Source organism: Pseudomonas sp. MWU16-30317 (assembly GCF_020515695.1).
In the GTDB taxonomy this organism is placed as follows: domain Bacteria; phylum Pseudomonadota; class Gammaproteobacteria; order Pseudomonadales; family Pseudomonadaceae; genus Aquipseudomonas.
The window spans coordinates 521,808-546,943 of record NZ_JAIWJA010000003.1 but is presented as its reverse complement, the minus strand read 5'-3'; the positions used below and the strand labels follow the sequence as shown (position 1 = coordinate 546,943).

18 protein-coding genes are annotated in these 25,136 nt (G+C 62.1%); 7 read left to right on the top strand and 11 right to left on the bottom strand.

Translation table 11 applies throughout. The features are described 5' to 3' along the window. Positions 1 to 106: 106 nt before the first annotated feature. Both LIX93_RS11535 and hutC read right to left on the bottom strand, forming a co-directional pair. Positions 107 to 694: a HutD family protein gene (locus LIX93_RS11535; protein WP_226504163.1), complete on the bottom strand. Its 588-nt coding sequence runs from the start codon at positions 692 to 694 to the stop codon at positions 107 to 109. Continuing rightward, a complete protein-coding gene (hutC, locus tag LIX93_RS11530) occupies positions 691 to 1,401 on the bottom strand; it encodes a histidine utilization repressor (RefSeq protein WP_226504456.1) in 711 nt (236 codons plus the stop codon). The genes LIX93_RS11535 and hutC overlap by 4 nt, the downstream gene beginning before the upstream one ends. A gap of 139 nt (positions 1,402 to 1,540) precedes the next feature. Here hutC and LIX93_RS11525 point away from each other — a divergent pair, with 139 nt between their 5' ends. Next, the gene (locus LIX93_RS11525; RefSeq protein ID WP_226504455.1) at positions 1,541 to 2,905 is read left to right on the top strand and encodes a formimidoylglutamate deiminase; all 1,365 of its coding nucleotides are present in this window, start codon (positions 1,541 to 1,543) and stop codon (positions 2,903 to 2,905) included. A gap of 46 nt (positions 2,906 to 2,951) precedes the next feature. Here the strand turns inward: LIX93_RS11525 and LIX93_RS11520 are convergent, their stop codons facing one another. Together LIX93_RS11520 and LIX93_RS11515 are read right to left on the bottom strand one after the other, a co-directional pair. Next, the gene (locus LIX93_RS11520; protein ID WP_226504454.1) at positions 2,952 to 3,518 is read right to left on the bottom strand and encodes a lipocalin family protein; all 567 of its coding nucleotides are present in this window, start codon (positions 3,516 to 3,518) and stop codon (positions 2,952 to 2,954) included. A gap of 14 nt (positions 3,519 to 3,532) precedes the next feature. Continuing rightward, a complete protein-coding gene (locus LIX93_RS11515) occupies positions 3,533 to 3,787 on the bottom strand; it encodes an outer membrane protein assembly factor BamE (RefSeq protein WP_226504162.1) in 255 nt (84 codons plus the stop codon). A gap of 342 nt (positions 3,788 to 4,129) precedes the next feature. On the opposite strand from LIX93_RS11515, the gene LIX93_RS11510 reads away from it, so the two are divergent. After that, a complete protein-coding gene (locus tag LIX93_RS11510; RefSeq protein ID WP_226504161.1) occupies positions 4,130 to 6,022 on the top strand; it encodes a methyl-accepting chemotaxis protein in 1,893 nt (630 codons plus the stop codon). Between the two features lie 52 nt (positions 6,023 to 6,074). On the opposite strand, the gene LIX93_RS11505 is transcribed toward LIX93_RS11510, so the two are convergent. From LIX93_RS11505 to LIX93_RS11490, 4 genes are all read right to left on the bottom strand, one after another. Further along, entirely contained in the window at positions 6,075 to 7,088 is a 1,014-nt protein-coding gene (locus LIX93_RS11505) for a class 1 fructose-bisphosphatase (protein WP_226504160.1), read from the bottom strand. 142 nt (positions 7,089 to 7,230) lie between these two features. Continuing rightward, a complete protein-coding gene (locus tag LIX93_RS11500) occupies positions 7,231 to 8,604 on the bottom strand; it encodes a DUF3999 domain-containing protein (RefSeq protein WP_226504159.1) in 1,374 nt (457 codons plus the stop codon). A gap of 8 nt (positions 8,605 to 8,612) precedes the next feature. Beyond that, complete coding sequence (locus LIX93_RS11495) at positions 8,613 to 11,834, bottom strand: DUF2339 domain-containing protein (protein WP_226504158.1); 3,222 nt, start codon at positions 11,832 to 11,834, stop codon at positions 8,613 to 8,615. Between the two features lie 172 nt (positions 11,835 to 12,006). Continuing rightward, a complete protein-coding gene (locus tag LIX93_RS11490; protein WP_226504157.1) occupies positions 12,007 to 14,457 on the bottom strand; it encodes a glycogen/starch/alpha-glucan phosphorylase in 2,451 nt (816 codons plus the stop codon). 199 nt (positions 14,458 to 14,656) lie between these two features. On the opposite strand from LIX93_RS11490, the gene LIX93_RS11485 reads away from it, so the two are divergent. Beyond that, complete coding sequence (locus tag LIX93_RS11485; protein ID WP_226504156.1) at positions 14,657 to 15,067, top strand: YkgJ family cysteine cluster protein; 411 nt, start codon at positions 14,657 to 14,659, stop codon at positions 15,065 to 15,067. A gap of 209 nt (positions 15,068 to 15,276) precedes the next feature. Here the strand turns inward: LIX93_RS11485 and LIX93_RS11480 are convergent, their stop codons facing one another. Next, positions 15,277 to 15,963 carry a GntR family transcriptional regulator gene (locus LIX93_RS11480; protein WP_226504155.1) on the bottom strand — a complete coding sequence of 229 codons (687 nt, stop codon included), beginning with the start codon at positions 15,961 to 15,963 and terminating at the stop codon, positions 15,277 to 15,279. 310 nt (positions 15,964 to 16,273) lie between these two features. Here LIX93_RS11480 and LIX93_RS11475 point away from each other — a divergent pair, with 310 nt between their 5' ends. The 3 genes from LIX93_RS11475 to LIX93_RS11465 all read left to right on the top strand — a co-directional run bounded on the left by LIX93_RS11475 (position 16,274) and on the right by LIX93_RS11465 (position 19,749). Continuing rightward, positions 16,274 to 16,951, top strand: a complete 678-nt coding sequence (locus LIX93_RS11475) for a DUF2848 domain-containing protein (RefSeq protein ID WP_226504154.1) — start codon at positions 16,274 to 16,276, stop codon at positions 16,949 to 16,951. 6 nt (positions 16,952 to 16,957) lie between these two features. Next, positions 16,958 to 18,298, top strand: coding sequence for an amidase (locus LIX93_RS11470; protein WP_226504153.1), 1,341 nt, complete (start codon positions 16,958 to 16,960; stop codon positions 18,296 to 18,298). Between the two features lie 119 nt (positions 18,299 to 18,417). After that, positions 18,418 to 19,749, top strand: a complete 1,332-nt coding sequence (locus tag LIX93_RS11465) for an MFS transporter (protein ID WP_226504152.1) — start codon at positions 18,418 to 18,420, stop codon at positions 19,747 to 19,749. A gap of 168 nt (positions 19,750 to 19,917) precedes the next feature. Here LIX93_RS11465 and typA read toward each other — a convergent pair whose 3' ends face one another. Then, complete coding sequence (gene typA, locus LIX93_RS11460; protein WP_226504151.1) at positions 19,918 to 21,738, bottom strand: translational GTPase TypA; 1,821 nt, start codon at positions 21,736 to 21,738, stop codon at positions 19,918 to 19,920. A 135-nt stretch (positions 21,739 to 21,873) separates the two neighbouring features. Continuing rightward, on the bottom strand, positions 21,874 to 23,328 hold the full coding sequence (thiI, locus tag LIX93_RS11455; protein WP_226504150.1) for a tRNA uracil 4-sulfurtransferase ThiI: 1,455 nt from the start codon (positions 23,326 to 23,328) through the stop codon (positions 21,874 to 21,876). 331 nt (positions 23,329 to 23,659) lie between these two features. Between thiI and glnA the strand changes: the two genes are divergently transcribed. Then, positions 23,660 to 25,066 (top strand): glutamate--ammonia ligase, encoded by a 1,407-nt coding sequence (gene glnA / locus LIX93_RS11450; RefSeq protein WP_226504149.1) that lies wholly within the window; start codon positions 23,660 to 23,662, stop codon positions 25,064 to 25,066. Positions 25,067 to 25,136 lie beyond the last annotated feature (70 nt).

Genomic DNA, 25,136 nt, shown 5'->3' with positions numbered 1-25,136 from the left:
CTTCGCGGGCAAGCCTTGCTCCCACAATGGATCGCCGCACACCTGTGGGAGCAGGGCTTGCCCGCGAAGACGCCTTCATTGCCCATGCAAATTCAGCAGGCAGAACTCAAACCGCAGTCAACTCGATCACACAGCAACGCCCCGCCAGTCCTACCTTCACCAGTTGGCCCTGAATACTCAGTTGCACACTGTCATAGATCCCCAACATCTGCGCCCCATGCCCGGCGATTCGCACTTGCAGGTCGTCGCATGCGCTGAACACCAGCGCCGTATCCGCCGAGGTGAACAGTGTCGCCGGCAGGATGCCGTCGAACCACTGCAACCGCGCCCTGAAGCGCTGCGGCGAATAGATCAGATTGAAATCGCGGATCGTCCCGCCCAGCAGCTCGCTGGACACCTCGCTGTCGCCACTGAACGCAAACGCATCGAAAGGCAGCAACGGGCGACTGTCCTTGCCATCGACGCGCAAGACCATGCCATCGCCCTGCAGCACGGTGATGATCCGCTGGTAGCCGGCAAAGCGCGAAAAATCCCCCGAAGCGCTGATATCGGCGATCGACACCCGCCAGCCGAAACCATCGAGCGCGGCACCCGCGGCGGCATCGTCGCGGGCGATTTCTTCGGTGCTGCCGCCGCCGTTCTTCCATGGCATGCGCGGATAGTGAGTGGCGCGCAGGATCTTCAAGTCGCTCATTTGCTGAAACGCCCCTCCAGGCGATGACGCGAGCCGGGGTGGATCAAGCGTGCGGCCGTGACGGCCTGGCGCCCCGACCAGGTACGCCGGCGGATCATCAGGCACGGCTCACTGGCCGGAATCTGCAGCAGCTCGCATTCCTGCGGCTCGGCGAGAATCGCCTCGACCACGTGCTCGCCCTCGGTCAGGGGCGCCACCGCATTGAGATAGGCGTAAGGCGTCTGCACGAGGAAATCTTGCTGCAGATAGTTCGGCGCCACCAGGGCGTTGACGTAGCGGTCTTCGATCTGCACAGCGATGTCGTTCTCGTAATGCACGATGATCGAGTGAAAGACCCGCTGCCCTTCACGCAAATCCAGCGCCAAGGCACGCTCGGCACCGGCGGCCTCTTCGTTGAGCAACACCACTTTGCAACTGTGACGATGGCCGCGGGCTGCGATCTCGTCGGCGATGTTGTGCACTTCGAACAGCGCTGACTGGCTCTTCGGCTCGGCAACGAAGGTGCCTACACCCTGCATGCGCACCAGCAGGCCGTCGGCGGTCATCTCGCGCAGAGCGCGGTTGATGGTCATGCGGCTGAAGCCCAACTGGGTGACCAGTTCGCTCTCCGACGGCACGCGGTGATGCGGCGGCCAGGTGCCATTCTGGATCTGCTGGGTGATCATGTGTTTGACCCGCGCGTACAACGGCGCGGGACTGTCGCCCATCTGCGAGGCCAGGTTGGGAACGGCGGGTGGAGTCGGCACAAGAAATCCCTGCTCAGTGAATGTGCGTAGCTTGCCGGAGTTTACCGAGCAGGCAAAGGTCTGTATATGTATAGACAAATACCCCGATGAGCGCCTGACCATGCCGGTTTACTTCGCCGAACGTGCCCTTTTGCCTGACGGCTGGGCGAGCAATGTCCGCTTGCAAGTCGACACCCAAGGCATGTTGAGCACGGTGCAGGCCGATGCCAGCGCAGAGGGCGCACAGCGCTTGCGCGGGCCGCTGCTGGCGGGCATGCCCAACCTGCACTCCCATGCCTTTCAGCGCGCCATGGCCGGGCTGGCGGAAGTGGCGGGCAACCCCAACGACAGCTTCTGGACCTGGCGCGATTTGATGTATCGCCTGGTCGGGCAGATCAGCCCCGAGCAACTGGGCGTGATCGCGCGGCAGCTGTACATCGAGATGCTCAAGGCGGGCTATACCAGCGTCGCCGAGTTTCACTATGTGCATCACGACACCGATGGCCGCCCCTATGCCGACCCCACCGAGCTGGCCGGGCGCATCAGCCACGCCGCCAGCGCCGCCGGGATCGGCCTGACCTTGCTGCCGGTGCTGTACAGCCACTCCGGCTTCGGCGGCCAGACACCCAACGACGGCCAACGGCGCTTCATCAACAGTACCGAGCAGTACCTGAGCCTGCAGCAACGCTTGGCGCCCTTGCTGGCGCAGCAGCCGGCACAAACCCTCGGGCTGTGCTTTCACTCCTTGCGCGCGGTAACGCCGCAGCAGATCGAACAGGTGCTGGCAGCCAGCGACAAACAGTGCCCGGTGCACATCCACATCGCCGAGCAACAGAAGGAAGTCGACGACTGCCTGGCCTGGAGTGGGCGCCGACCGCTGCAGTGGCTGTACGAGAACGTCGCCGTCGATCCACGCTGGTGCCTGGTGCATGCCACCCACGCCGATGCCGGCGAAGTCAGCCAGATGGCGCGCAGCGGCGCCGTTGCGGGGCTATGCCTGACCACCGAGGCCAACCTGGGCGACGGCATCTTCCCGGCCGTGGACTACCTGGCCCAAGGCGGGCGCATGGGTATCGGCTCGGACAGCCACGTGTCGTTGAGCGTGGTCGAGGAGTTGCGCTGGCTGGAGTACGGGCAGCGCTTGCGCGATCAGCGACGTAATCGCCTGTATGGCGCGCAGCAACCGATGGTCGGCCGCACACTGTACGACGCGGCGCTCAAGGGTGGCGCTCAAGCGATGGGGCAGCCTGTCGGTGCCCTGGCACCGAGGCATCGGGCCGACTGGCTGGTGCTGGATGGCGACGATCCTTACCTGGCCACCGCCAGCGGGGATGGCGTGCTCAACCGCTGGCTGTTCGCCGGCGGTGATCGCCAGGTACGGGATGTGATGGTCAACGGCCGCTGGGTGGTGCAGGACGGTCGGCATGCCGACGAGGCCGAGAGCAGCCGGGCGTTCGTCAAGGTGCTGCGCGAGTTGTTGGGGTGAACATCCCACTGTAGCGAGGGGCTTGCCCCCTCGCTACAAGGACGATTCAAGGCCTGCTGGCAATATCCTTGTCCGCCGTACGCCAGATCAGCCGAGTGGTGTCATACCCCTGCTGCTGCGCCTTGGCCAGCAGCTCTTCGCGCACGCGCTCGGACACCGTCGGCGTACGCGACAGCAGCCACAGATACTTGCGATCCGGGTTGCCGACTACTGCGGTCTTGTAGCCGTCGCCCACGTACAGCACCCAGTAATCGCCCTTGGCGACGCCCGGCAGCAGCTTCGAGAACCAGTTATCGAACACGACCCACAGCTTGTCGGTCTTGCCCGGCACTTGCGGCGACGCGGTGCCGGTCGCCTCCTCCCATTCGCCCGAAGCCGTCCGACAACGGTTCACGACGCCAACGTTGCCATCGGCCTTGAGGCTGTAATGCGCTTCGGACTGCGCGCAGTTACGCTGAAAGAACATCGGCAGGCGCGCGATCTCGTACCAGGTGCCCTGATAGCGCTTGAGGTCAAGATTGCCCACGGTATGAGGCTGCAGGTCGGTAGTAGCGGTGTGCGCGCAACCGGCCATGAGCAAGACGGTCAGCGCAGCCAAGGCCGCAGAGCACATCAGTGTCAAACGTTTCATTTCAAACCCTGCCCCGAATAGATCACTACTTTGTCACCGGCATACTGAACACTGATAAAGGCGTCCTTGTTGCCCCAGGTGCAGCTGGACATGCCCAGTGCGCCCGAGCAATCGGTGGCAGTGCCGAGCAACTGTTCGACCTCGGCCTTGCTCATGCCGGCGTGAATCTTCGAGTAATTCTCCTGGTTGATCTTGTTGCAGGCCGTCAACAACACGCACAACGACAACAGCGCGAGGGAACGCAAGGACATGGGTAGTGCTCCTGGACAGGGACGATCGCCGAGCGATCAGACTGCTGGTTAGAAGAGCAAAGTATGACCGGGTTCCGGCGTGGTGCGGGTTTCTTTGTGGGACGGGCCTCTGAATCATCGCAAGCCGGGCCGGCCTCTTCGGGCAAGCCTTGCTCCCACAGGGTTGGCAGTTCTTGAGTCGTACACCTGTGGGAGCAAGGCTTGCCCGCGAAGAGGCCAGCGGCCACACCGTTGGGCGACTGACTGCCCAGTCCGATTAATCTTTTGCCCAACGCCGCCGACATCCCGTGCACGGTGTCCGTCCGAGAGACACTTCCGAACAAAACCCTTGCGATTGCACCCATGACCAGAACCCTGAAATTCAGCCACAAAATCCTCATCGCCGCGGCGTTGATCGTTGCCTTGGCATTTGCCGGTTTCATCCTGTTCAACGACTACCGGCAACGCCAGACCCTGCACGCCAACACCGAGTCGTCGATGCAAGAGCTCGGCACCTTGACCACCAGCAACATCCAGACCTGGCTCGAAAGCCGCATTCAGTTGCTGCAGTCCATGGGCCAGCAGGTCGCGGTCGATGGCAACAGTAGCGACAGCCTCAAGCGCATCGTCGGCCTGCCCGCCTATGCCAGCAACTTCCAGCTCAGCTACTTCGGCGGCCAGGATGGCGTGATGTTCTCGGTGCCGGCGGGCAATCGTCCGGCCGACTACGACCCGCGCGCCCGTGGCTGGTACAAGGCCGCCAGCGCTGCCCAACAGACCGTGGTGACCGAACCCTACATCGCTGCCTCGTCGGGCAAGCTGGTAGTCACCATCGCCTCGCCGGTCCAGCACAATGGCGCCTTCCTCGGCGTCGCCGGCGCGGACATCGACCTGACCAGCATCAGCGACATCATCAACTCGCTGAACTTCAACGGTCACGGCCACGCGTTCATCGTCAGCAGTGCTGGCAAGATCCTCGTCCATCCGGACGCCAAGCTGGTGCTCAAGTCCCTGACCGACGCCTACCCCAACGGCGCCCCCGTGATCAGCACCGGGCTCAAGGAAGTGCAGGCCGACGGCAAGACGCAGTTCATCTCCTTCACGCCGGTCAAGGGCATCCCCTCGGCCAACTGGTACGTGGCGCTGGTACTGGACCGCGACGCCGCCTACTCGATGCTCAGCGATTTTCGCACTTCAGCGTTGGTGGCGACCGTGATCGCCATGGTGATCATCATCGCCCTGCTGGGGCTGTTGATCCGCGTGTTGATGGAACCCCTGCACGTGATGGGCCGCGCCATGCATGACATCGCCGAGGGCCAGGGCGACCTGACCAAGCGCCTGACCATCCACGCCCAGGACGAGTTCGGCACCTTGGGGACCTCGTTCAACCGCTTTGTCGAACGTATCCATGAATCGATCCGCGAGGTGTCGTCGGCCACCGTGCAGGTCGGCGAAGTCGCGCTACGGGTAGTGAGCGCGTCCAACGCGTCGATGAGCAACTCCGACCAGCAGGCCAACCGCACCAACAGCGTGGCTGCGGCGATCAACGAACTCGGCGCAGCCGCTCAGGAAATCGCGCAAAATGCCGCGCTGGCCTCACAGCACTCCAGTGATGCGCGCACCCTGGCCACCGAAGGGCAACAGGTGGTCGACAAGACCATCGCGGTGATGGGCCAGCTGTCCAACCGCATCAGCGCTTCGTGCGCCAACATCGAGACATTGAACGCCAGCACCGTGAACATCGGCCAGATTCTCGAAGTGATCAGCGGGATCTCCCAGCAAACCAACCTGCTGGCCCTCAACGCAGCCATCGAGGCCGCCCGAGCCGGTGAAGCCGGGCGCGGCTTTGCCGTGGTGGCCGACGAGGTACGCAATCTGGCGCACCGCACTCAGGATTCGGCGCAGCAGGTGCAAAAGATAATCGAAGAGTTGCAAGTGGGCGCGCGCGAAGCGGTGGGCACCATGAACGAGAGCCAGGTGCAGAGCGAGCAGAGCATGACCATCGCCAACCAGGCCGGCGAACGGCTGGGCAGCGTGACGCAACGCATTGGGGAAATCGACGGGATGAATCAGTCGGTGGCCACGGCGACCGAGGAGCAGACTGCGGTGGTGGAGGCGATCAACGTCGACATTACCGAGATCAATACCCTGAACCAGGAAGGCGTGGAAAACCTGCAGTCGACGCTGCGGGCGTGCAATGACCTGGAAAGCCAGGTCACGCGCTTGAAGCATCTGGTGGGCAGCTTCAGGATCTGAAGCAACCTCCCTGTAGCGAGTGGGCGAGCCCCCCTCGCTACAGGGGCATCGCTTAACCTGCTTTGTGGTAACTGGTCACACGCTCGACTTCTTCCTTCGAGCCCAGGTACACCGCCACGCGCTGGTGCAGACCTTCAGGCTGGATATCGAGAATGCGCCGGTGGCCGTCAGTGGACGCGCCGCCGGCCTGCTCGACCAGGAACGACATCGGGTTGGCTTCGTACATCAAGCGCAGCTTGCCCGGTTTGGACGGCTCGCGGCTGTCGCGCGGGTACATGAACAAGCCACCGCGGGTCAGGATGCGGTGCACGTCGGCGACCATCGCGGCCACCCAGCGCATGTTGTAGTTCTTTTTCAGCGGCCCTTCTTCGCCTGCCAGCAATTCGTCGACATAACGCTGCACCGGCGCTTCCCAATGGCGCTGGTTCGACGAGTTGATGGCGAACTCCTGAGTGGACTCGGGAATGGTGATGTCTTCGTGAGTGAGCACGAAGCTGCCCATCTCGCGGTCCAGAGTGAAGCCCTTGACGCCGTTGCCCAGCGTCAGCACCAGCATGGTCTGCGGGCCGTAGATCGCGTAACCGGCGGCGACCTGCTCGGTGCCCGGCTGCAGGAAGGCCTTTTCGTTGAGGGCTTCGTTCTGGCTCAGGTATTCGTTGGGGCAACGCAGCACCGAGAAAATGGTGCCGACCGGGGCGTTGATGTCGATGTTCGACGAGCCGTCCAGCGGGTCGAACACCAGCAGGTACGCGCCCTTCGGGTATTTGCCCGGGATCTGGTAGGCGTTGTCCATTTCTTCGGACGCCATGCCGGCCAGGTGACCGCCCCATTCGTTGGCTTCGAGCAGGATGTCGTTGGACAGCACGTCCAGCTTCTTCTGCACTTCGCCCTGGACGTTTTCAGTGCCCATGCTGCCCAGCACACCACCCAGCGCGCCCTTGGACACGGCGTGGCTGATTTCCTTGCAAGCACGCGCCACCACTTCGATCAGGAAGCGCAGATCGGCAGGGGTATTGTTGCTGCGGGTCTGCTCAATCAAATAGCGACTTAAAGTAACGCGGGACATGGAAGGCTCCGGTGGGTAGGGGTGAAAAACTCGCGCAGTTTACACTGGTGCGCCAAACGCACGCGAGCCGTCGAGAAGGGATACGGCAATGAGACCGGTTACGGGGTGCAAGGTTCACCGGTCACAGCAGTTGTAGTACGTCCTAAGACGGCTTTGCAAGCAAGCTGCGGGCCATGGCTGCCAGCACCGCGACGCCCAGCAGCAGCACGGCGATCAGCGCGATCCGTTTCCAGTCGGTCGCGGGCGCCGGCGCCACATCGTTGCCGCCGGCGATCATCGGCGTACCTGCCAGCCGCGCCACGCCCAACTCGCTCAGGGGCTTGGGGTTGGCCGCCAGCAGAATGTTCAACGGCAGACTGGCCGGTTGCGCCAGAGCATTGCCGATCGCCAGGGTAAAGGGCGCCTTGCCCCGTGCCAGGAATACCACTTCGGTGGCGCGCACGGCCACCCTCAGCGTCGGCGTATCAGTGCCCAGGCCGCCTCCGCGCTCGTCGACCTTGATCTGCACCTCGCGCAACGGCTCACCCGCCATCGGCATTTCGTCCTCGACGCTCTCCTGTGCGCCTTGGCTGAGGCGATAGAACAACCCCGAGCGCAACCGCCGCCAAGGCTCGGTCGGCCCACCGCGCCCCGACACCACCACCGGCGCCAGCGTGTTGGGTTGCACCAGATCCAGTTTCAGCCGTTCCACCGCCAGCTGCGCCGGCAGCCGCCACACATACTCGCCCGTATGGCCCGTGGCGCTACCTGCCAGCGGCGCGCTCCAATTGAGGGCGGGCGCCAGTGCGCGGACCTCGCTGCTGAGCACCTGCACCACGCTAAGCGTCGGTGCAGTGACCGGGCTCTGCCACAGCAGCCGCAAATAACGCGCCTGGCGCCCCGGCAAGGTCACCTCGTGCTGCTCGACGCGCTCGTTGGCGAACGACAACCGCGCTACCTGACCCTCACCCCAGGGCTGCCAATGCTGCAGATCGTCACTGGCCTCGATACTGAAACGCTGAAAGCCATCCTGTTCGCCTGCCCAGTTCAGGGCCAGGCGCGTGAGGGGCTGGGCGATGGCGCTGGTGTCGATCAACCAACCTCGTAGTACCTGCTTGCCCGCATCTGCCGGCTTGGCCGAGATCACATCGACCACAGCGCCAGCCTGGCCCATCTGCACCTTGACGCTGGGGGCGCTGCCGAGCGCCTCACGGCTGTCGTAGAGAGGAAACCAGTGCACGGTGTTTTCCTGGGAGCGCGATTGCGCCGTCGGCTGCTGGCGGAACAGCGCAAAGGCCTGCGGCTCGCCGCCCGCATCGAAAACACGCAGGTCTTCGGTGTCGGACCGCCGCGCACTGAGCTGCAGCGCCAAGGGTAATTCAAGCCGGTACCAAGGCCCCTCGCCACTGAGGCCGAGCGGCACCTGCACGCTAAAATCAGCCGCCTTGGGGCTGTCCTGGCCCACATCCGCAACGGCCTGCAGGCTCATCCAGGCTGCCATCAGGCCGCCCATCAGCCTCCACCACTTCACGCCCATGCCTGCACTCAATTTTGCTGCCCCTTGTGTGCACTCTCACGCGTGACCGGCGGCGCAAAATAACCGATCACCAACAGCAGAGCGCCTACACCGATAAACGAAATGATCCGCGCCAGGCCGCCCTGGTTGCCCAGCTCGACCAGGAACAATTTGGCCACCACCACGGCGATCAATGCGGCACCGACCAGCCAGATACTGCGCCGCTGCCGTCGCGAGCCATGGACCATCAGCGCGAGTGCGATCACCGTCCACAGAATCGACAGCGCAGCCTGCGCGCGCATCGACTCCAGCAGCGCCGAGGCATCGTAGGGCACCCCGGCCCAATGGTGCACGGCGCGCATGACAGCCGCAGTGGCGAAGGCAAATGCCGAGGCACCCAGCAACCACTGCCAGCGCGGTGCCAAGCGTTGCTGCGCTTGCCCCGCGCGGCTCCAGCGCAGCAGCGCCAGCAACGCAAACAGCAGTGCCAACTCCAGCGGATTGATGATCGGCACGTACGGCAACGGTTGCGCCGCGCCATCGCTGAACAGGTTGGCCAGCCAGAACCACACCAGCAGCACCGCGGCCACGGGCCAGGCCGCCAGCCAGCGATAGGTGCGCGGCAACGCCGAAACCGGCCATGGCCATGGGCGCAGCGCTGCCATCGCCAGCAGATACAGGCTCGGCGCCAACGCCCAGCCCAACCAGCGCCAAGCATTGTGTTGATCGGCAAGCACCAGCAGCGCCCCGCGCAGTTGCAACGCCACTACCACGATCAGTACCCAGCAACCGAGCACATGGGCGCCCTGCTCGGCCCAGCCGCGCAATAAAAGCTGCAAACGCCGCAAGCTGAAAAAATGCGCCCCGAATACCAACACCCAGACCACCAGCCCCAACATCCCTGTAACGAGGGGGCTTGCCCCCGATGACGACACCCCGTCGACTGCCAGGTAAAGGGCCGCCACCGGCATCAACACCAGACACACATGCGCCAACGCCGGCCACCGCAAGCGCGGCGCCAGCAACGCGCCCAAGGCCACGCTGAGCGCCAGGACTACCAGCGTCAGCAGGCTCTGACACCAGACCGGCGCAGTGCGCAGGATCTCGCTGCTGAACCCCAGCCACCACCACAGCGCCCCCCAGGCCAGCAGACCGTGGCGCACTCGACGCCAGTCGACGTTGCCAGCCAGTGCCTGGCGATGGACCGCCCAGGCCGCCAGCATCGCGGCCAGTGCCAGGCTCGACGCCGCCCAGAAATCCCCTCGGGCGAACGGTGCCGAGCCATCACTGATCACATCCCCCCACAGACCTTGGCCGAACAACAGCAACAGGCCGCCGGCAAACATCTGGATCAGGCATCCGCACAGCAATACGCTACCTGTGGCGTAAACGAGGGTGCGTGGGCTGGCATTCGCGGGCAGAGCAAGCTCCCACTGGCTTGTGGAGGGCAGCGGGATTTGGCGCTGCGCCAGATGCAGGGCTGCCAATACCGTCAGCAGGCCGCTGAACGCCCATCCGACCACAGTGCCCTGATAGTCGAAGCTCAACGGCGAGATCAGATAGATAAAGCCCAGCCCCATACAGGCCCACAGCGGCAGAGCGTAACGCTCCCCGTTGCGCACCTGCCCGTCGGCCGCGCGGTGCAAGCGATAGAAATTGAACAGCAGTGCACAACCCAGCAGCAGCGCGCCCAGCACCGAACCGTCGAACAGGCTTCGCCCGCCGAAATCCAGGGTCAGCAAATAGGCGATGGCCGCGCCCAGTTGCAGCAACATCGCGAAGCAGCGCATCAACAAACGCTGCTGACGCAAGCCCAACCACAACAGCCCGCCGCCTTCCACCGCCCAAGCCGCAGAGGTCCAGGTGTTATCCACCGCCAAGGGAATGGCCAGGCTGGCGAAGATCACGCCGATCGCCAGGCAGGTGTCGATCAACAGCCGCAGCGTCACGCCGTCACGACGACGCAGGACCCAACCCAGGCCGAGGTACAAGGCGCCCAGGGCCAAGGCGCTGAATGCGATCGCCAGGTCGAAGTCCTTGACCAATACGCATTGCAAGCCGAATGCGGCCAAGGGCGGCCCGAACAACAGGCTGCCATCGACGTAGTAACCATCGAAACGACTGCCCTGCCGGGCGCCCTCGAGCAGGCGCTGGCGAGCGAACAAGAGGCCAACGGCCAAGTACATGCAGAAGAACAACAGCAGGAAGGCCTCGGTGCTCCAGAACAGCGCCGGTTGATAACTGCGCATGCCCCACGCAAAACCGATGGCGAAGGTGCCGGTGAAACCGATCAGGTTCAACGGCCGCCAGGCCTTGAACCAGGCGATACCGAGAATGCCGCAGTCGAGGATCGCGAAATAGGTGAACAGGCCGACATGGCTGCCGCCGCCGGACGACGCCAGGATCGGCGCGGCAAACCCGCCCAGGGCTGCGACACAGGCCAGCGACATGGCGTTCTGCAGCACCGCCAGGACGCCGGACAGCACGACAATGCCGACCATCAGTGCCATGCCCAGCAACGGCGCGAGCAGATGATCAAGGGTCATCGCAGCGAAGATCGTCAGGTACAGCACCGCCACGCCGGCACCTTGCAGGATCAAGCCGTATTGAGCGCGCGCCGGGAAGAGTCGCCAGCCAAGGATCAGCAACAGCAGCGCGACCAGGGCCACGGCGATGTAGCGCGCTTCGACGGGGATCGAATAAGTTTCACTGGCATAGCGCAACAGGAAGGCCAGGCCGATGAACAGCAGTACCACGCCGACGCGCAGCACGGTGTTGCCGCCCAGTAGCCATTGGCGCGCGCTGACGATGGCCTTGGCGAACAGGCCTGGAACCTGGGGAGCGCGAGGCTTGGCGGATTTCGCAGGCTCGGCCGGGGCGCTGGACGCATACCAGCCACTGCCACTGAGCTCGTCCGGCAGCTCGGCGTCGGTAGGCGACCAGGATGACGGCGCCTGCGTCGGTGGCGGCGTTACAGTCGCTACCACCGGGGCCACGACCGCTTGCTGCACGGCCTCGCTCGCCACTTGCGGATGGGCCTCGAGCCGCTGCAGCCGAGTCGTGACGTCCTCAAGGGCGGTGCGCATCGACGCCAGCAAGGCCCGCTGGGTGCGCGTTTCATAGCCCAGTTTGACCAAGCGTATGGCCTGCCCCGCCGCCAGCCCGGTCAATGCCCCCAGCAGCGCCGAAGTGAAGGAGGCTTCAACCCCCAAGCCGACCAGCAGCCCGATGAACATCAAGATCAACTGCATACGCTATCCCTGAATGGCCTGCTTGATCTGAATTTCCGAGATGCGCCGCCTGCACCGACCTCTTCGCCGTCAGAGTCACCATCAACATCTGCAGCCCGCGCACAAATCGCCGGGCAGTATACAGACAAGGCCCCGCAATTGCGGGGCCTTGGCAGACTTCTCTTCACTCAGTTCACTTCAACGCTTTCCAGATCTCGGTCGCGTATTCGCGGATCGTGCGGTCCGACGAGAACCAGCCCATGCGCGCGGTGTTGAGTACCGCCGAACGCCACCACTGGGTCGGGTTGTGCCACAGGTCTTCGACCTTCTTCTGCGCATCCCAGTACGAGTCGAAATCGGCGCACAGCAGGAAGCGGTCGTAATTGACCAGCGAGTCCACCAACCCCACATAGCGCTGCGGATCATCCGGCGAGAACACCCCGCCGCGGATCGCTTGCAACACATCGTCCAACCGACGCGAGCCGCTCACCACCGAATGCGCACTGAAGTCGCCATGCTGCTTGTGCTCTTCGACCTGCTGCGAAGTCAGGCCGAAGATGAACATGTGCTCGGCACCCACGTACTCGCACATCTCCACGTTGGCGCCGTCCATGGTGCCGATCGTCAGTGCGCCGTTGAGGCCGAACTTCATGTTGCTGGTACCCGACGCCTCGTAACCGGCGGTAGATATCTGCTCGGACAAGTCAGCCGCAGGAATGATGCTCTCGGCCAGGGTCACGTTGTAGTTGGGCAGGAACACCACCTTGAGCAAGCCGCGCACGGTCGGGTCGTTGTTGACCGTCCGGGCGATGTCGTTGGTGAGTTTGATGATCAGCTTGGCCTGGTGATAGCTGGCCGCCGCCTTGCCGGAGAAGATCTTGACCCGCGGCACCCAGTTGGTGCCCGGCTCGGCACGGATGGCCTGGTACAGCGCCACGGTGTGCAGCAGGTTCAGCAACTGGCGCTTGTACTCATGGATACGCTTGACCTGAACGTCGAACAACGCCTCGGGATTGACGGCGATGCCCAGGCGCTCATGGATGATGCGCGCGAGTTTTTTCTTGCTGACCAGGCGCTGTTCGGCGAAGGCCTTGCGAAACTCGGGCTTCTCGGCGAAGGGTTCCAGGGCGGTCAGGCCGGTCTCGGCGGAGTCGAGAATCTGCGGGCCCAGTGCCTCTATCAGCATGGCCGTCAGTTGCGGGTTGGACTGGTACAGCCAGCGGCGGAAGGTGATGCCGTTGGTCTTGTTGTTGATACGGTCGGGGTACAGCTTGTGGAGTTCGGAGAACACCGTGCTTTTCATCAGCTCGGTGTGCAGCCCGGACACGCCATTGATGCTGTGCGAGCCGAGGAACGCCAGGTTGCCCATGCGCACGCGACGGCCGTTGTCTTCCTGGATCAGCGAGACCTCGCGCAGCACGTCGAAGTCGACGATGCCTTTGGCCCGCAAGTCGTCGATATGGTAGGCGTTGATCAGGTAGATGATCTGCATATGGCGCGGCAGCAGGCGCTCCATCAGGCCCACCGGCCAGGTTTCCAGCGCTTCGGGCAGCAGCGTGTGGTTGGTGTAGGCCAGGGTGGCGACGGTGATCCGCCAGGCCGCATCCCACGGCACATTGTGCTGATCGACCAGCAGGCGCATCAGCTCGGCCACCGCGATCGAGGGATGGGTATCGTTGAGCTGGATGGCCGCGGAATCCGCCAGATTGAGCAGCGTGTCATGCATGTTCAGGTGGCGGCGCATCAAGTCCTGCAGCGACGCCGAGACGAAGAAGTACTCCTGACGCAGGCGCAGCTCCTGGCCGGCTTCGGTGCTGTCCGCAGGATAAAGTACGCGGGAGATGCTCTCGGCCCGGGCCACTTCGGCAACGGCGCCCAGGTGGTCACCGGCGTTGAACCGCTCCAGGTGCAACTCCTCCATCGCCCGCGCCCGCCATAGGCGCAGAGTGTTGACGCTGGCGCCCTTCCAGCCGACCACCGGGGTGTCGTAGGCAACGGCGCGCACGGTTTCGCCAGGCCACCAGACTTGCTTGGATTGACCGGCCGCATCCGGCACGGTTTCGACGTGGCCGCCAAAGCTGATCGGGTAGATCACCTCAGGACGCTCGAACTCCCAAGGGTTGCCGAAATCCAGCCAGTTTTCGGTCTGCTCCTGCTGCCAGCCGTCAACGATGGCCTGGCGGAACAAACCGTGCTCGTAACGAATGCCGTAACCGTGCGCGGCGACGCCCAGGGTCGACATGCTTTCCATGAAGCAGGCCGCCAGGCGCCCGAGGCCGCCGTTGCCCAGCGCTGCATCCGGCTCCAGGCGGCGGATGCGCTCCAGGTCGACGCCGAGTTCGGTCAGCGCTTCACGCGCGATGTCGAGGATGCCCAGGTTGCTGAGGCTGTCGAACAGCAGGCGGCCGATGAGGAATTCGAGGGAGAGGTAATAGACCCGCTTCTGGTTGTTGCGGTAGATCTGCCGGGTGTGGTCCATCCAATGGTCGACCATGTGGTCCCGAGCGGCCAGTGCAATGGCTTCGAACCAGTCGTGGTCGAACGCGTGATCGGGATCCTTGCCCACCGCGTATGTGAGTTTAGCGAGTACAGCAGCCCTAAACTCGGCTACCTCGACCTCTCGTGCGAGCGGTTCCTGAGACATTGGTACGTCCTCGGCAAATGGAAAGTTTTAAACGTGACGATTCCTGAGACTAGACGGTTCGACAGAACACGGGGGTGCCGGTTCGGCTCTTTTTTCAGATTAAAGGTGAAATAATTCGTGGCGCGGTTGTTCACTTTTTCACCAGCGGGCGTATCATCGCGCGCCCGATAGCCTTAGTTACCGACCTGAAGAACCCCTGATGAAATCGAACCTGATCGCCGCCGCCGAGCTGGACCGCCTGGATACCTGGCAGAAATACTCCAGCCATATGTGCGGAGGCTGTATTTCGAGCTGCTGCACCCTGCCGGTGGAAGTCAAGGTCAAGGACCTGGTGCGCCTGGGCCTGGTGGACGAGTTCGAGCTCGGCGACCCGCCGAAGAACATCGCCAAGCGCTTGCAAAAAGATGGGGTGGTGGAGCGCTTCAATCAGAAGTCGGGGATTTTCACCTTGCAGCGCATGAGCAACAACGACTGCTTGTTCCTGGACAAGAAGACGCGCTTTTGCACGGTTTACGAGCAGCGCCCGGACACTTGCCGCAATCACCCGAAGATCGGCCCGCGGCCGGGATATTGCGCTTATGTTCCCAAGCCGGCGGTTGTGCGCCGCTAAAGGTCAAAAGCTTCGCGGGCAAGCCTTGCTCCCACAGCTGTGCGCCGCGCTTTTGTGGGAGCAAGGCTTGCCCGCGAAGGGGCCCCCTCCGATAACGTATTACTGCAACGGCGACTTGCCGGTTTCCCGCGCCGCGAACAGCGCAACACCAGTCGCGGCCAACGCCACACACAGTCGCTTTCACCGCGCAATCGCTATGCCAGTGGCGCTTAAAGGGTGCGCATGATGGCCCGACGAAAGTCGTCGATATGGTCGTGAATCGCGGTGATGGCAGCGGCGCTGTCGCGTGCCTCCATGGCGTTGAGGATCTGCGTGTGCTCGTGATAGATGCGCTCGCTGTGATGGGCCTCCGACAGGGTCAGGAACCAGAAGCGTGCCTGCTTTTCGTGCAGGTTGCGCAGCAGCTCAGCCAGCACGCGGTTGCGCGCGGCCGCCGAGATCGCCAAGTGGAACTGCAGGTCAAGCTCCATAAGACCGGGTACGTCACGCTTTGCCAGTAGCGCTGGAGTGCGATCGAGAATAGCGCGCATGGCCTTGAAGTCGCTCTCCTGCGCGCGCTCAAGGGCCAGCTTGACGCACAGTTGTTCGTTGCAGACGCGCACCTCAATCATGTCCAGCACGTCATTGAGTGACACGGGCGTCACCATCACGCCTTTGCGCGGCAGAATCGTCACCATGCCGTCGACTTCGAGTCGATGCAGCGCCTGGTGAATCGGCGTACGGCCCAATCCAAGCAAGTTGATCAGCTGTGTTTCGTTGATCGCTTCGCCCGGTCGCAATTCGCAGGAAATGATCCGCTGTTTGATTTGCCTGTAGGCCAGTTCGCGCAGACTCGCTGCGCTTTTGAGCGGTGCCTCTGCGTAGCCGTCGGCGCCGTCGGTTTCAAATGTAGTCACCCGCAATCACCCTCTTCGATGGCCCTGATATATCACGGTACTACAAACGCCGGAGTTTTTCGTGCCCGGCATTTCGCGCCCTGGGTGGGGGCATTATTTGCACCCTTTCGGCGCATTGGGTAATGGAGTAACGGCTGGATCGCCCCGCCAGGACGCACAGATTCTTTTCAACGTATTGAAAATAAAACAGTTTATTCAAGACATCCGATTATGGCATCCAAAATGCTTGTGAAGAAACAGTGATATATCAGAGTAACTTCAGATAGTTGCTTTTCTCTTTCAGCCACATGTCACGAATCAGGAGCGGAACATGACCACGATGACTTTCCAGGTAGCCGGTCACGGCGAAATGCCGGTCGAGATCGAACAATTGATCATCGCTGGCTGGGCCGGGCGCGACAGTGCCGCGGTCGAGCACCACATCGCTGAACTGGAAGCGATTGGCGTCCGTCGCCCTACACAGATCCCGTGCTTTTATCGGGTGGCCGCCACGTTGTTGAATCCGGCCAGGAGCATTCAGGTGCCCGGCAAGGATTCTTCCGGCGAGACCGAGTTCGTGTTGATCAACAGCCCGGCCGGGTTGTTGGTGGGGCTGGGCTCCGATCATACCGACCGCAAGGTCGAGGCCTATGACGTCACCGTGTCCAAGCAGATGTGCGACAAGCCGATCGCCTCGCAGGCGTGGCGCTATGACGAAGTCGAAGCGCATTGGGATCAACTGGTCATGCGCACCTGGCGGGTGCGAGATGGCGTGCGCGAGCTGTATCAGGAAGGCCCGGTGACCAGCCTGCTGGCGCCCAATACGTTGCTGGGCAAGCTCAACGCTAACGGCGCGCTGCCCCCGGGTACGGCGATGTTCTGCGGTACCCAACCGGTGATCGGCGAGCTGGGCTATGGCGAAGCTTTCGAGATGGAACTCGCCGACCCGGTGCTGCAACGCAGCCTGCGTCACGATTATCAGGTTGAGCCCTTGAGCGTCGCGGAGTAGCCCCGGATGAACTCGATCAGTGCATTGGCCGACGATCTGGCCACCGGCAAGACCACCAGTGAACATCTGGTCAGCGAGGCGCTGGAGCGCATCGAACACCATCGCCATCAGGGTGGCTGTGCCTATATCAGCGTCGACGCCGAAGCGGCATTGAAGGCCGCCCGTTCGAGTGACCTGGCCCGCGCTGCCGGCTATGTGCCCTCGCCGCTGGCCGGGCTGCCAGTGTCGATCAAGGACCTGTTCGACGTCAGCGGTCAGATCACCGCTGCGGGCTCCCGGGTACTGGGCGATAGCGCTCCCGCGCGCCAGGATGCCCCCGTGGTCGCGCGCTTGCGGGCTGCCGGGGCAGTGCTGCTGGGCCGCACCAACATGAGCGAGTTCGCCTTCTCGGGGCTTGGCCTCAACCCCCACTACGGAACGCCGGTCAGCCCTGCGGCCCCGGATCGTATCGCCGGAGGCTCGAGCTCGGGCGCGGCGGTGAGTGTCGCACTGGACATGGCCGTGGCGGGCCTGGGCACCGACACCGGTGGTTCGTTGCGTATTCCGGCGGCGTTCTGCGGCCTGGTCGGTTTCAAGCCGAGCGCCTCGCGGGTGCCGTTGGCCGGTGCTCTGCCGCTGGCCGGCAGCCTTGATTCGATCGGCGCCCTGACCCGCAACGTCGATGACTGCGCGCTGCTCGATCAGCTGCTGTCCGGCCAACGCCTCGATACCCGCGCGGCGCCGCTGGCCGGTGTGCGCCTGGCCGTGACCCGGGACTTCGTCATGGACGGTATCGACACTCTGGTCGGGAACGCTTTCGAACGCGCGCTCGATCGGCTCAGCGCTGCCGGTGCGACCCTGCGCTGGTTCGACTTTCCGGAGCTGCACGAGCTCCCCGCCATCAATGCCGCAGGGGGCCTGACCGCGGCCGAGGCCTGGCATCTGCACAAGACCTGGCTCGAGGGCGAAACCGGCAACCGGTATGACCCCCGAGTCGCCCAGCGCATTCGCCGCGGTGCGCTACTCAGCGCGGCCGACTATCTGGACTTGCTGGCCCATCGTCGGCGCCTGATTGCAGTGGCAAAAGCGCGGCTCGGTGATGCCGATGCCTGGCTGATGCCCAGCGTCGCCACAGTGGCGCCGCGTCTGGCGCCACTTGCGCAGGACGATAGTCATTTCTTCGCGACCAATGGATTGGTACTGCGCAACACCAGCGTGCTGAATTTTCTCGATGGCTGTGCGCTGAGCCTGCCGTGTCAGGCACCCGGCGAATTGAGCGTGGGCCTGAGCATCGGCGGCTTGAACGGCCAGGATGCACGCGTACTGCAAGTGGCGCGCAGCATCGAGGCGTTGCTGAGCGGTCGCTGATCAAAGACAGGCTGGCTCACAGACGGGCCATAGCTCGCCGCCAGCCTGACTGTTTTACTCGGCCCCGGACGGGGTACATCTGCCATCAATGTAACGCTGAAAAAACGATGGAGTTGCTCATGAACCACAACACAGCGCTGCCCGCCACGGCGGCACGCTCACGTGAGGCCGGGCTCGATACCCTCGCGACCTACCGCAAGATCGCCTGGCGCCTGCTGCCGTTTCTGGTGTTCCTGTTCATTCTCGCCTGGATCGACCGGGTCAACGTCGGCTTCGCCAAGCTGGCGATGCTCAGCGACCTGGGCTTCAGTGAAGCGGTGTATGGCGTGGGCGCCGGGATCTTCTTCATTGGCTATTTCATCTTCGAAGTGCCTAGCAACCTGCTGCTGGAAAAGATCGGTGCGCGCAAGACCCTCGCCCGCATCACCATCCTCTGGGGCGTGACGTCCATGGCCATGGCCTATGTCGAGAGCGCCTGGTCGTTTTATCTGCTGCGCTTTTTGCTGGGCATGTTCGAGGCGGGGTTCTTTCCAGGCATCGTGCTGTACCTGACCTACTGGTTCCCGGCAGCGCAACGGGCAAAGATCAACGGCCTGTTCATGACTTCGTTCGCAATTGCCGGTGTGGTCGGTGGGCCGATCGCAGGTTTGATCATGAGCCGTATGGTCGGCGTCGGCAGCCTGGCCAACTGGCAATGGCTGTTCATTCTGGAGGGTATTCCTTCGGTGTTGGCGGGCTTGGCCATTTTGCGTTACTTGCCGGAAAAACCGATCAATGCGAAGTGGCTGAGCGCCAGCGAACGCGAGCTGGTCAGCAGCACAATCGCTCGCGAAGAGTCGGCGCCGGGCAAACACACGCAGCTGTCGGCGCTGGTGCGCAATCCGCGGATCTGGCTGTGCACGGCGGTGTACTTCTGCATCGTCGCCGGCAACGCCACCATCGCGTTCTGGACGCCGTCGGTGATCAAGTCGCTGGGCATCAGCGACACCCTCAACATCGGCCTGCTCTCGGCCATCCCGTTCATCGTCGGCACCTTGGCGATGATCTGGAACGGCCAGCACTCGGACAAAACCGCCGAACGCCGGCTGCACTGTGCCAGCGCCGCGCTGCTGGCGGGGCTGGGATTGATCGCCACGGGCCTGCTGCTCGGCAATGCCACCCTGGCGCTAATGGCTCTGACCGTCGCGGCGGCCGGCATCCTGGCGGCCTTCCCGGTATTCTGGTCGATCCCCAGTGCCTTCCTGGCAGGGACTGCAGCCGCAGGCGGGATTGCGCTGATCAACTGCATCGGCAACCTGGCAGGCTTCGTGGCGCCGTACATGATTGGCTGGTTGCGCACCCTGACCGGCAGCCTGGCAGCTGGCTTGTACTTTGTGGCAGCACTGGAAATCATCGCGGCGCTGCTGGTGTTCTGTTTGCTCAAAGATGGCAGCAAGACGATCCATCGCTAAAAGCTCAACCGCCGAACGCGCACCCTTGCTCCCACAAAAGCACGACGTACCCCTTTGGGTGCAAGGCTTGCACGCGAAGAGGCGCGTAGGACCACCCCAAAACCCGGCCAAAAAAAACGCCCCCCGGCATCGCTGCCGGGGGGCGTTTTCATTCAACCAGACTGCTTATCAGTTCTTGGCTTTCTTGGCAGCGCGGGTACGCTCGCCTTCGTCCAGGATCTTCTTACGCAGACGGATCGACTTAGGCGTGACTTCGCACAGCTCGTCGTCCTGGATGAATTCCAGAGCTTGTTCCAGGGTGAACTTCACCGGTGGAACCAGAGCGATGGTTTCGTCTTTACCCGAAGCACGCATGTTGTCGAGCTTCTTGCCCTTGGTAGGGTTGACGCCCATATCGGTGTCGCGGCTGTTCAAGCCAACGATCTGACCGTTGTAGATCTCCTGACCGTGCTCGACGAACAGCTTGCCGCGCGCCTGCAGGGTTTCCAGGGAGTAGGTCAGAGCCTTGCCGGTCTCTACCGAAACCAGTACGCCGTTCTGACGGCCGGACATGTGGCCCGACTTCATGACGTCGTAGCGATCAAAGATCGAGGTCAGGATGCCAGCACCGTTGGTCAGGGTCAGGAACTGGTTACGGAAACCGATCAGACCACGAGCAGGGATGTTGTATTCCAGACGAACACGGCCTTTGCCATCCGGCACCATGTTGGTCAGGTCGCCCTTACGCAGGCCCATCTCTTCCATGACCTTGCCCTGGGAATCTTCAGGGGTGTCGATGGTGACGTTTTCGAACGGTTCGTGCTTGTTGCCGTCGACGACGCGGATGATCACTTCCGGACGACCGACACCCATTTCGAAGCCTTCGCGACGCATGGTTTCGATCAGTACCGAGAGGTGCAGCTCACCACGGCCCGAGACCTTGAACTTGTCGGCCGAGTCGCCTTCTTCAACGCGCAGAGCAACGTTGTAGAGCAGCTCTTTGTCCAGACGGTCCTTGATGTTACGGCTGGTGACGAACTTGCCTTCTTTACCGCAGAAAGGCGAGTCGTTTACCTGGAAGGTCATGGAAACGGTTGGCTCGTCGACGGTCAACGGCTTCATCGCTTCAACGTTCAGCGGATCGCACAGGGTGTCGGAGATGAACAGCGAGTCCATACCGCTGATGCAGACGATGTCGCCGGCCGAAGCTTCTTCGACGTCGATACGGTGCAGACCGTGGTGACCCATCAGCTTGAGGATACGACCGTTGCGCTTTTTGCCGTCGGCACCGATGGCCACGACTGGCGTGTTCGGCTTGACGCGGCCACGAGCAATACGGCCAACGCCGATGATGCCCAGGAAGCTGTTGTAGTCCAGTGCCGAGATTTGCATCTGGAACGGACCATCGCGGTCGACTTTCGGCGCTGGTACGTTGTCGACGATCGACTGGTACAGCGGGGTCATGTCTTCAGCCATGTCGGTGTGGTCCAGACCGGCAATGCCGTTCAGGGCCGAGGCGTAGACGACTTTGAAGTCCAGCTGTTCTTCAGTGGCACCGAGGTTGTCGAACAGATCGAAGATCTGGTCCAGAACCCAATCAGGACGCGCGCCTGGACGGTCGACCTTGTTGATGCACACGATCGGACGCAGGCCGGCTTCGAAAGCCTTCTTGGTCACGAAACGGGTTTGCGGCATAGGGCCGTCTTGAGCGTCGACCAGCAGCAGCACGGAGTCGACCATCGACATCACGCGCTCTACTTCACCACCGAAGTCGGCGTGGCCCGGGGTGTCCACGATGTTGATGTGGTAGCCGTTCCAGTTGATGGCGGTGTTTTTCGCCAGAATGGTAATACCGCGCTCTTTTTCCTGGTCGTTGGAGTCCATCACGCGCTCGTCGTTGAGCTCGTTGCGCTCCAGAGTGCCGGACTGACGCAGGAGTTTGTCGACCAGGGTGGTTTTACCATGGTCAACGTGGGCGATGATGGCGATGTTACGTAGATTCTCGATCACTTGTGTGTCTCGTTTAGTGTTCAGTGTGCTGACAGGTCATGGCAGCGATTACAGTAGAGTCCTGACGGCCGTTACAGCCGTAAGGCGGCGTCGGGGGGCCGGTGACGCAGGCCACAGGCAAACAGCCCCGGGCACTTAGCTCGGTCGATAAACGCGCACATTGGCATGCCCCTCACTGAGCAAATGGTGAGCATGCAGGCGACTCATGACGCCTTTGTCGCAATACAACAGGTACTGGCGAGTGATATCCAGTTCCTTGAAACGGTTGTTCAGGGCATAAAAAGGCAGCGCCTGAACCTCAATGCCGTCCAGCTCGAGCGGCTGGTCTTCCTGGGCATCGGGGTGGCGGATATCGATGACGACCTGGCCCGCCGTGATGTTGGCGACCTCTTCGACATCGATGTCCTGGCCCAGCTCGTCGATCACGTTATCGATCGACACCAGCCGGGCGCGCTCCAACGCCCGCTCCAGGATGGCCATGTCGAACTTCTGTTCTTCATGAACCACACGCGGCAGCTTGGCGTTGGTGGTGGGGTTGACCGAAATCACCCCACAATATTCCGGCATGTGCCGGGCGAAATCTGCAGTACCGATCTCGACCGCCTGATCGATGATGTCCTGCTTGTGACTGGCCAGCAGCGGCCGCAACACCAGCATCTCGGTCGCCCGATCGATGGCCGAGAGGTTGGGCAGGGTCTGACTCGACACCTGGGAAATCGCCTCTCCGGTCACCAGCGCATTGATCTGCAATTGCTCGGCGAAATGCGTGGCTGCGCGCAACATCATACGCTTGAGAATGACGCCCATGTGACTGTTGTCGACTTTTCCGAGGATTTCGCCGACGACTTCCTCGAAAGGAACGCTGATAAAGAGCACCCGATGGGAGCTGCCGTACTTCTTCCAGAGGAAGTGCGCGACCTCCATGACCCCCAATTCGTGGGCCCTGCCGCCCAGATTGAAGAAACAGAAGTGGGTCATCATGCCGCGGCGCATCATCTGATAGGCGGCCACGGTGGAATCGAAGCCACCGGACATCAGCACCATGGTCTGCTCCAACGCGCCCAGCGGAAAACCGCCGACGCTATTGTGCTGACCGTGGATGACGAACAGACGCTTGTCGCGAATTTCGAGGCGTACCACCACGTCGGGCTTTTTCAGATCGATACCGGCGGCCCCGCATTCACGGCGCAGCTGGCTGCCGACATGACGCTCGACATCCATCGAGGTGAAACTATGCTTGCCGGCACGCTTGCAGCGGATCGAAAAGATCTTGCCAGGCAGCTGGTCGCCGAAATGGGTCTTGCACTTGGCGACGATGTCGTCGAAATCGCCCAGCGGGTACTCGTTGACGTGCAAAAAGTGCGCGATGCCCGGTGTGCAGCTCAGGCGCTCGGTAATTTCACGCAACACCTTCGGGTCTTCCACACGGGTCTCGACTTCGAGATTGTCCCAGACACCGTTGACCACCAGCTGTGGGTCCAGATCGCGGACAACCAGCCGGATGTTGCGCGCCAGCTGGCGAATGAATCGCTTGCGCACAGGCGGGCTTTTGATGGTGATCTCTGGGAAGACTTTTACGATTAGTTTCATGAAAACTGGGCGCGAAGGGTCGGTCTGAAAACAGGGGGGCGGATTATAGCGGAAATTGCTCAAGGTTTAACCAGATATCGTACAAACGGATTTCATCGCACCAAAACAGACCAATCGTAAATTAATGCGCACCATAAAGGTGCCATGGACTGTATAAAAAACACCCTAAGTGCCCTTAAACCTTGAATTTTGGCGTCAAAGCCCATCTCGGGGCACTGGCATGCAAATTGCTCTCTTGTGAGGCAGGTTGCCTTGGCGGACTATTCGCGCCCGGCATCACCAAAATTACAGGGCTAACCACTACCAGCCCTAATCCACCCCGGAGGACAACATGTCGAAGTCGGTTCAACTCATCAAAGATCATGACGTTAAGTGGATTGATCTGCGCTTCACTGACACTAAAGGCAAGCAGCAGCACGTCACCATGCCAGCGCGTGATGCACTGGATGACGACTTCTTCGAAGTCGGCAAGATGTTCGACGGCTCCTCCATTGCTGGCTGGAAAGGCATCGAAGCGTCCGACATGATCCTGCTGCCGGACGACGAAACTGCCGTTCTGGATCCGTTCACCGAAGAACCGACTCTGATCCTCGTCTGCGACGTTATCGAACCGTCGACCATGCAAGGCTACGACCGCGACCCGCGTGCAATCGCTCACCGCGCCGAAGCCTACCTGAAGACCACCGGTATTGGTGACACTGTATTCGTCGGCCCTGAACCAGAATTCTTCATCTTCGACGAAGTGAAATTCAAGTCCGACATCTCCGGCTCCATGTTCAAGATCTTCTCTGAACAAGCCGCCTGGATGACCGACGGCGACGTCGACGGCGGCAACAAAGGCCACCGTCCTGGCATCAAAGGCGGCTACTTCCCGCTGCCACCGGTCGACCACGACCACGAAATCCGTACTGCCATGTGCAACGCACTGGAAGAAATGGGCCAGTTCGTCGAAGTTCACCACCACGAAGTTGCGACCGCCGGCCAGAACGAAATCGGCGTGCGCTTCAACACCCTGGTGAAAAAAGCCGACGAAGTTCAAACCCTGAAGTACTGCGTGCACAACGTTGCCGACGCTTACGGCCGCACCGCTACCTTCATGCCCAAGCCTCTGTACGGCGATAACGGTTCGGGTATGCACGTTCACATGTCCATCTCCAAAGATGGCAAGAACACCTTCGCTGGCGAAGGCTATGCCGGCCTGTCCGACACCGCCCTGTTCTTCATCGGCGGCATCATCAAGCACGGTAAGGCACTGAACGGCTTCACCAACCCGGCTACCAACTCCTACAAGCGTCTGGTACCAGGTTTCGAAGCACCAGTGATGCTGGCCTACTCGGCTCGCAACCGTTCGGCTTCGATCCGCATTCCTTACGTCTCCAGCCCTAAAGGCCGTCGTATCGAAGCACGCTTCCCGGATCCGGCTGCCAACCCGTACCTGGCATTCGCAGCACTGCTGATGGCCGGCCTGGACGGTATCCAGAACAAGATTCACCCTGGCGATGCAGCCGACAAGAACCTGTATGACCTGCCGCCAGAAGAAGCAGCAGAGATCCCACAAGTTTGCGGCAGCCTGAAAGAAGCACTGGAAGAACTGGACAAAGGCCGCGCGTTCCTGACCAAGGGCGGCGTGTTCAGCGACGACTTCATCGATGCCTACATCGAGCTGAAGAGCGAAGAAGAAATCAAGGTCCGCACCTTCGTGCACCCTCTGGAATACGACCTGTACTACAGCGTCTAAACCCAGCTTGATTTGAAAAAGGCCACCTTCGGGTGGCTTTTTTTATGGGCGCCAGCCCGCACACATCCTG

What these genes read in the sequence shown, in the direction of transcription:
- LIX93_RS11525 (WP_226504455.1), top strand. Translation starts at nt 1,541, where the DNA reads ATGCCGGTTTACTTCGCCGAACGTGCCCTTTTGCCTGACGGCTGGGCG.
- LIX93_RS11515 (WP_226504162.1), bottom strand. Translation starts at nt 3,787, where the DNA reads ATGTCCTTGCGTTCCCTCGCGCTGTTGTCGTTGTGCGTGTTGTTGACG.
- glnA (WP_226504149.1), top strand. Translation starts at nt 23,660, where the DNA reads ATGTCGAAGTCGGTTCAACTCATCAAAGATCATGACGTTAAGTGGATT.
- thiI (WP_226504150.1), bottom strand. Translation starts at nt 23,328, where the DNA reads ATGAAACTAATCGTAAAAGTCTTCCCAGAGATCACCATCAAAAGCCCG.
- LIX93_RS11505 (WP_226504160.1), bottom strand. Translation starts at nt 7,088, where the DNA reads ATGTCCCGCGTTACTTTAAGTCGCTATTTGATTGAGCAGACCCGCAGC.
- LIX93_RS11500 (WP_226504159.1), bottom strand. Translation starts at nt 8,604, where the DNA reads ATGGGCGTGAAGTGGTGGAGGCTGATGGGCGGCCTGATGGCAGCCTGG.
- LIX93_RS11490 (WP_226504157.1), bottom strand. Translation starts at nt 14,457, where the DNA reads ATGTCTCAGGAACCGCTCGCACGAGAGGTCGAGGTAGCCGAGTTTAGG.
- LIX93_RS11465 (WP_226504152.1), top strand. Translation starts at nt 18,418, where the DNA reads ATGAACCACAACACAGCGCTGCCCGCCACGGCGGCACGCTCACGTGAG.
- LIX93_RS11475 (WP_226504154.1), top strand. Translation starts at nt 16,274, where the DNA reads ATGACCACGATGACTTTCCAGGTAGCCGGTCACGGCGAAATGCCGGTC.
- LIX93_RS11510 (WP_226504161.1), top strand. Translation starts at nt 4,130, where the DNA reads ATGACCAGAACCCTGAAATTCAGCCACAAAATCCTCATCGCCGCGGCG.
- hutC (WP_226504456.1), bottom strand. Translation starts at nt 1,401, where the DNA reads ATGGGCGACAGTCCCGCGCCGTTGTACGCGCGGGTCAAACACATGATC.
- LIX93_RS11535 (WP_226504163.1), bottom strand. Translation starts at nt 694, where the DNA reads ATGAGCGACTTGAAGATCCTGCGCGCCACTCACTATCCGCGCATGCCA.
- LIX93_RS11470 (WP_226504153.1), top strand. Translation starts at nt 16,958, where the DNA reads ATGAACTCGATCAGTGCATTGGCCGACGATCTGGCCACCGGCAAGACC.
- LIX93_RS11495 (WP_226504158.1), bottom strand. Translation starts at nt 11,834, where the DNA reads ATGCAGTTGATCTTGATGTTCATCGGGCTGCTGGTCGGCTTGGGGGTT.
- LIX93_RS11485 (WP_226504156.1), top strand. Translation starts at nt 14,657, where the DNA reads ATGAAATCGAACCTGATCGCCGCCGCCGAGCTGGACCGCCTGGATACC.
- LIX93_RS11520 (WP_226504454.1), bottom strand. Translation starts at nt 3,518, where the DNA reads ATGTGCTCTGCGGCCTTGGCTGCGCTGACCGTCTTGCTCATGGCCGGT.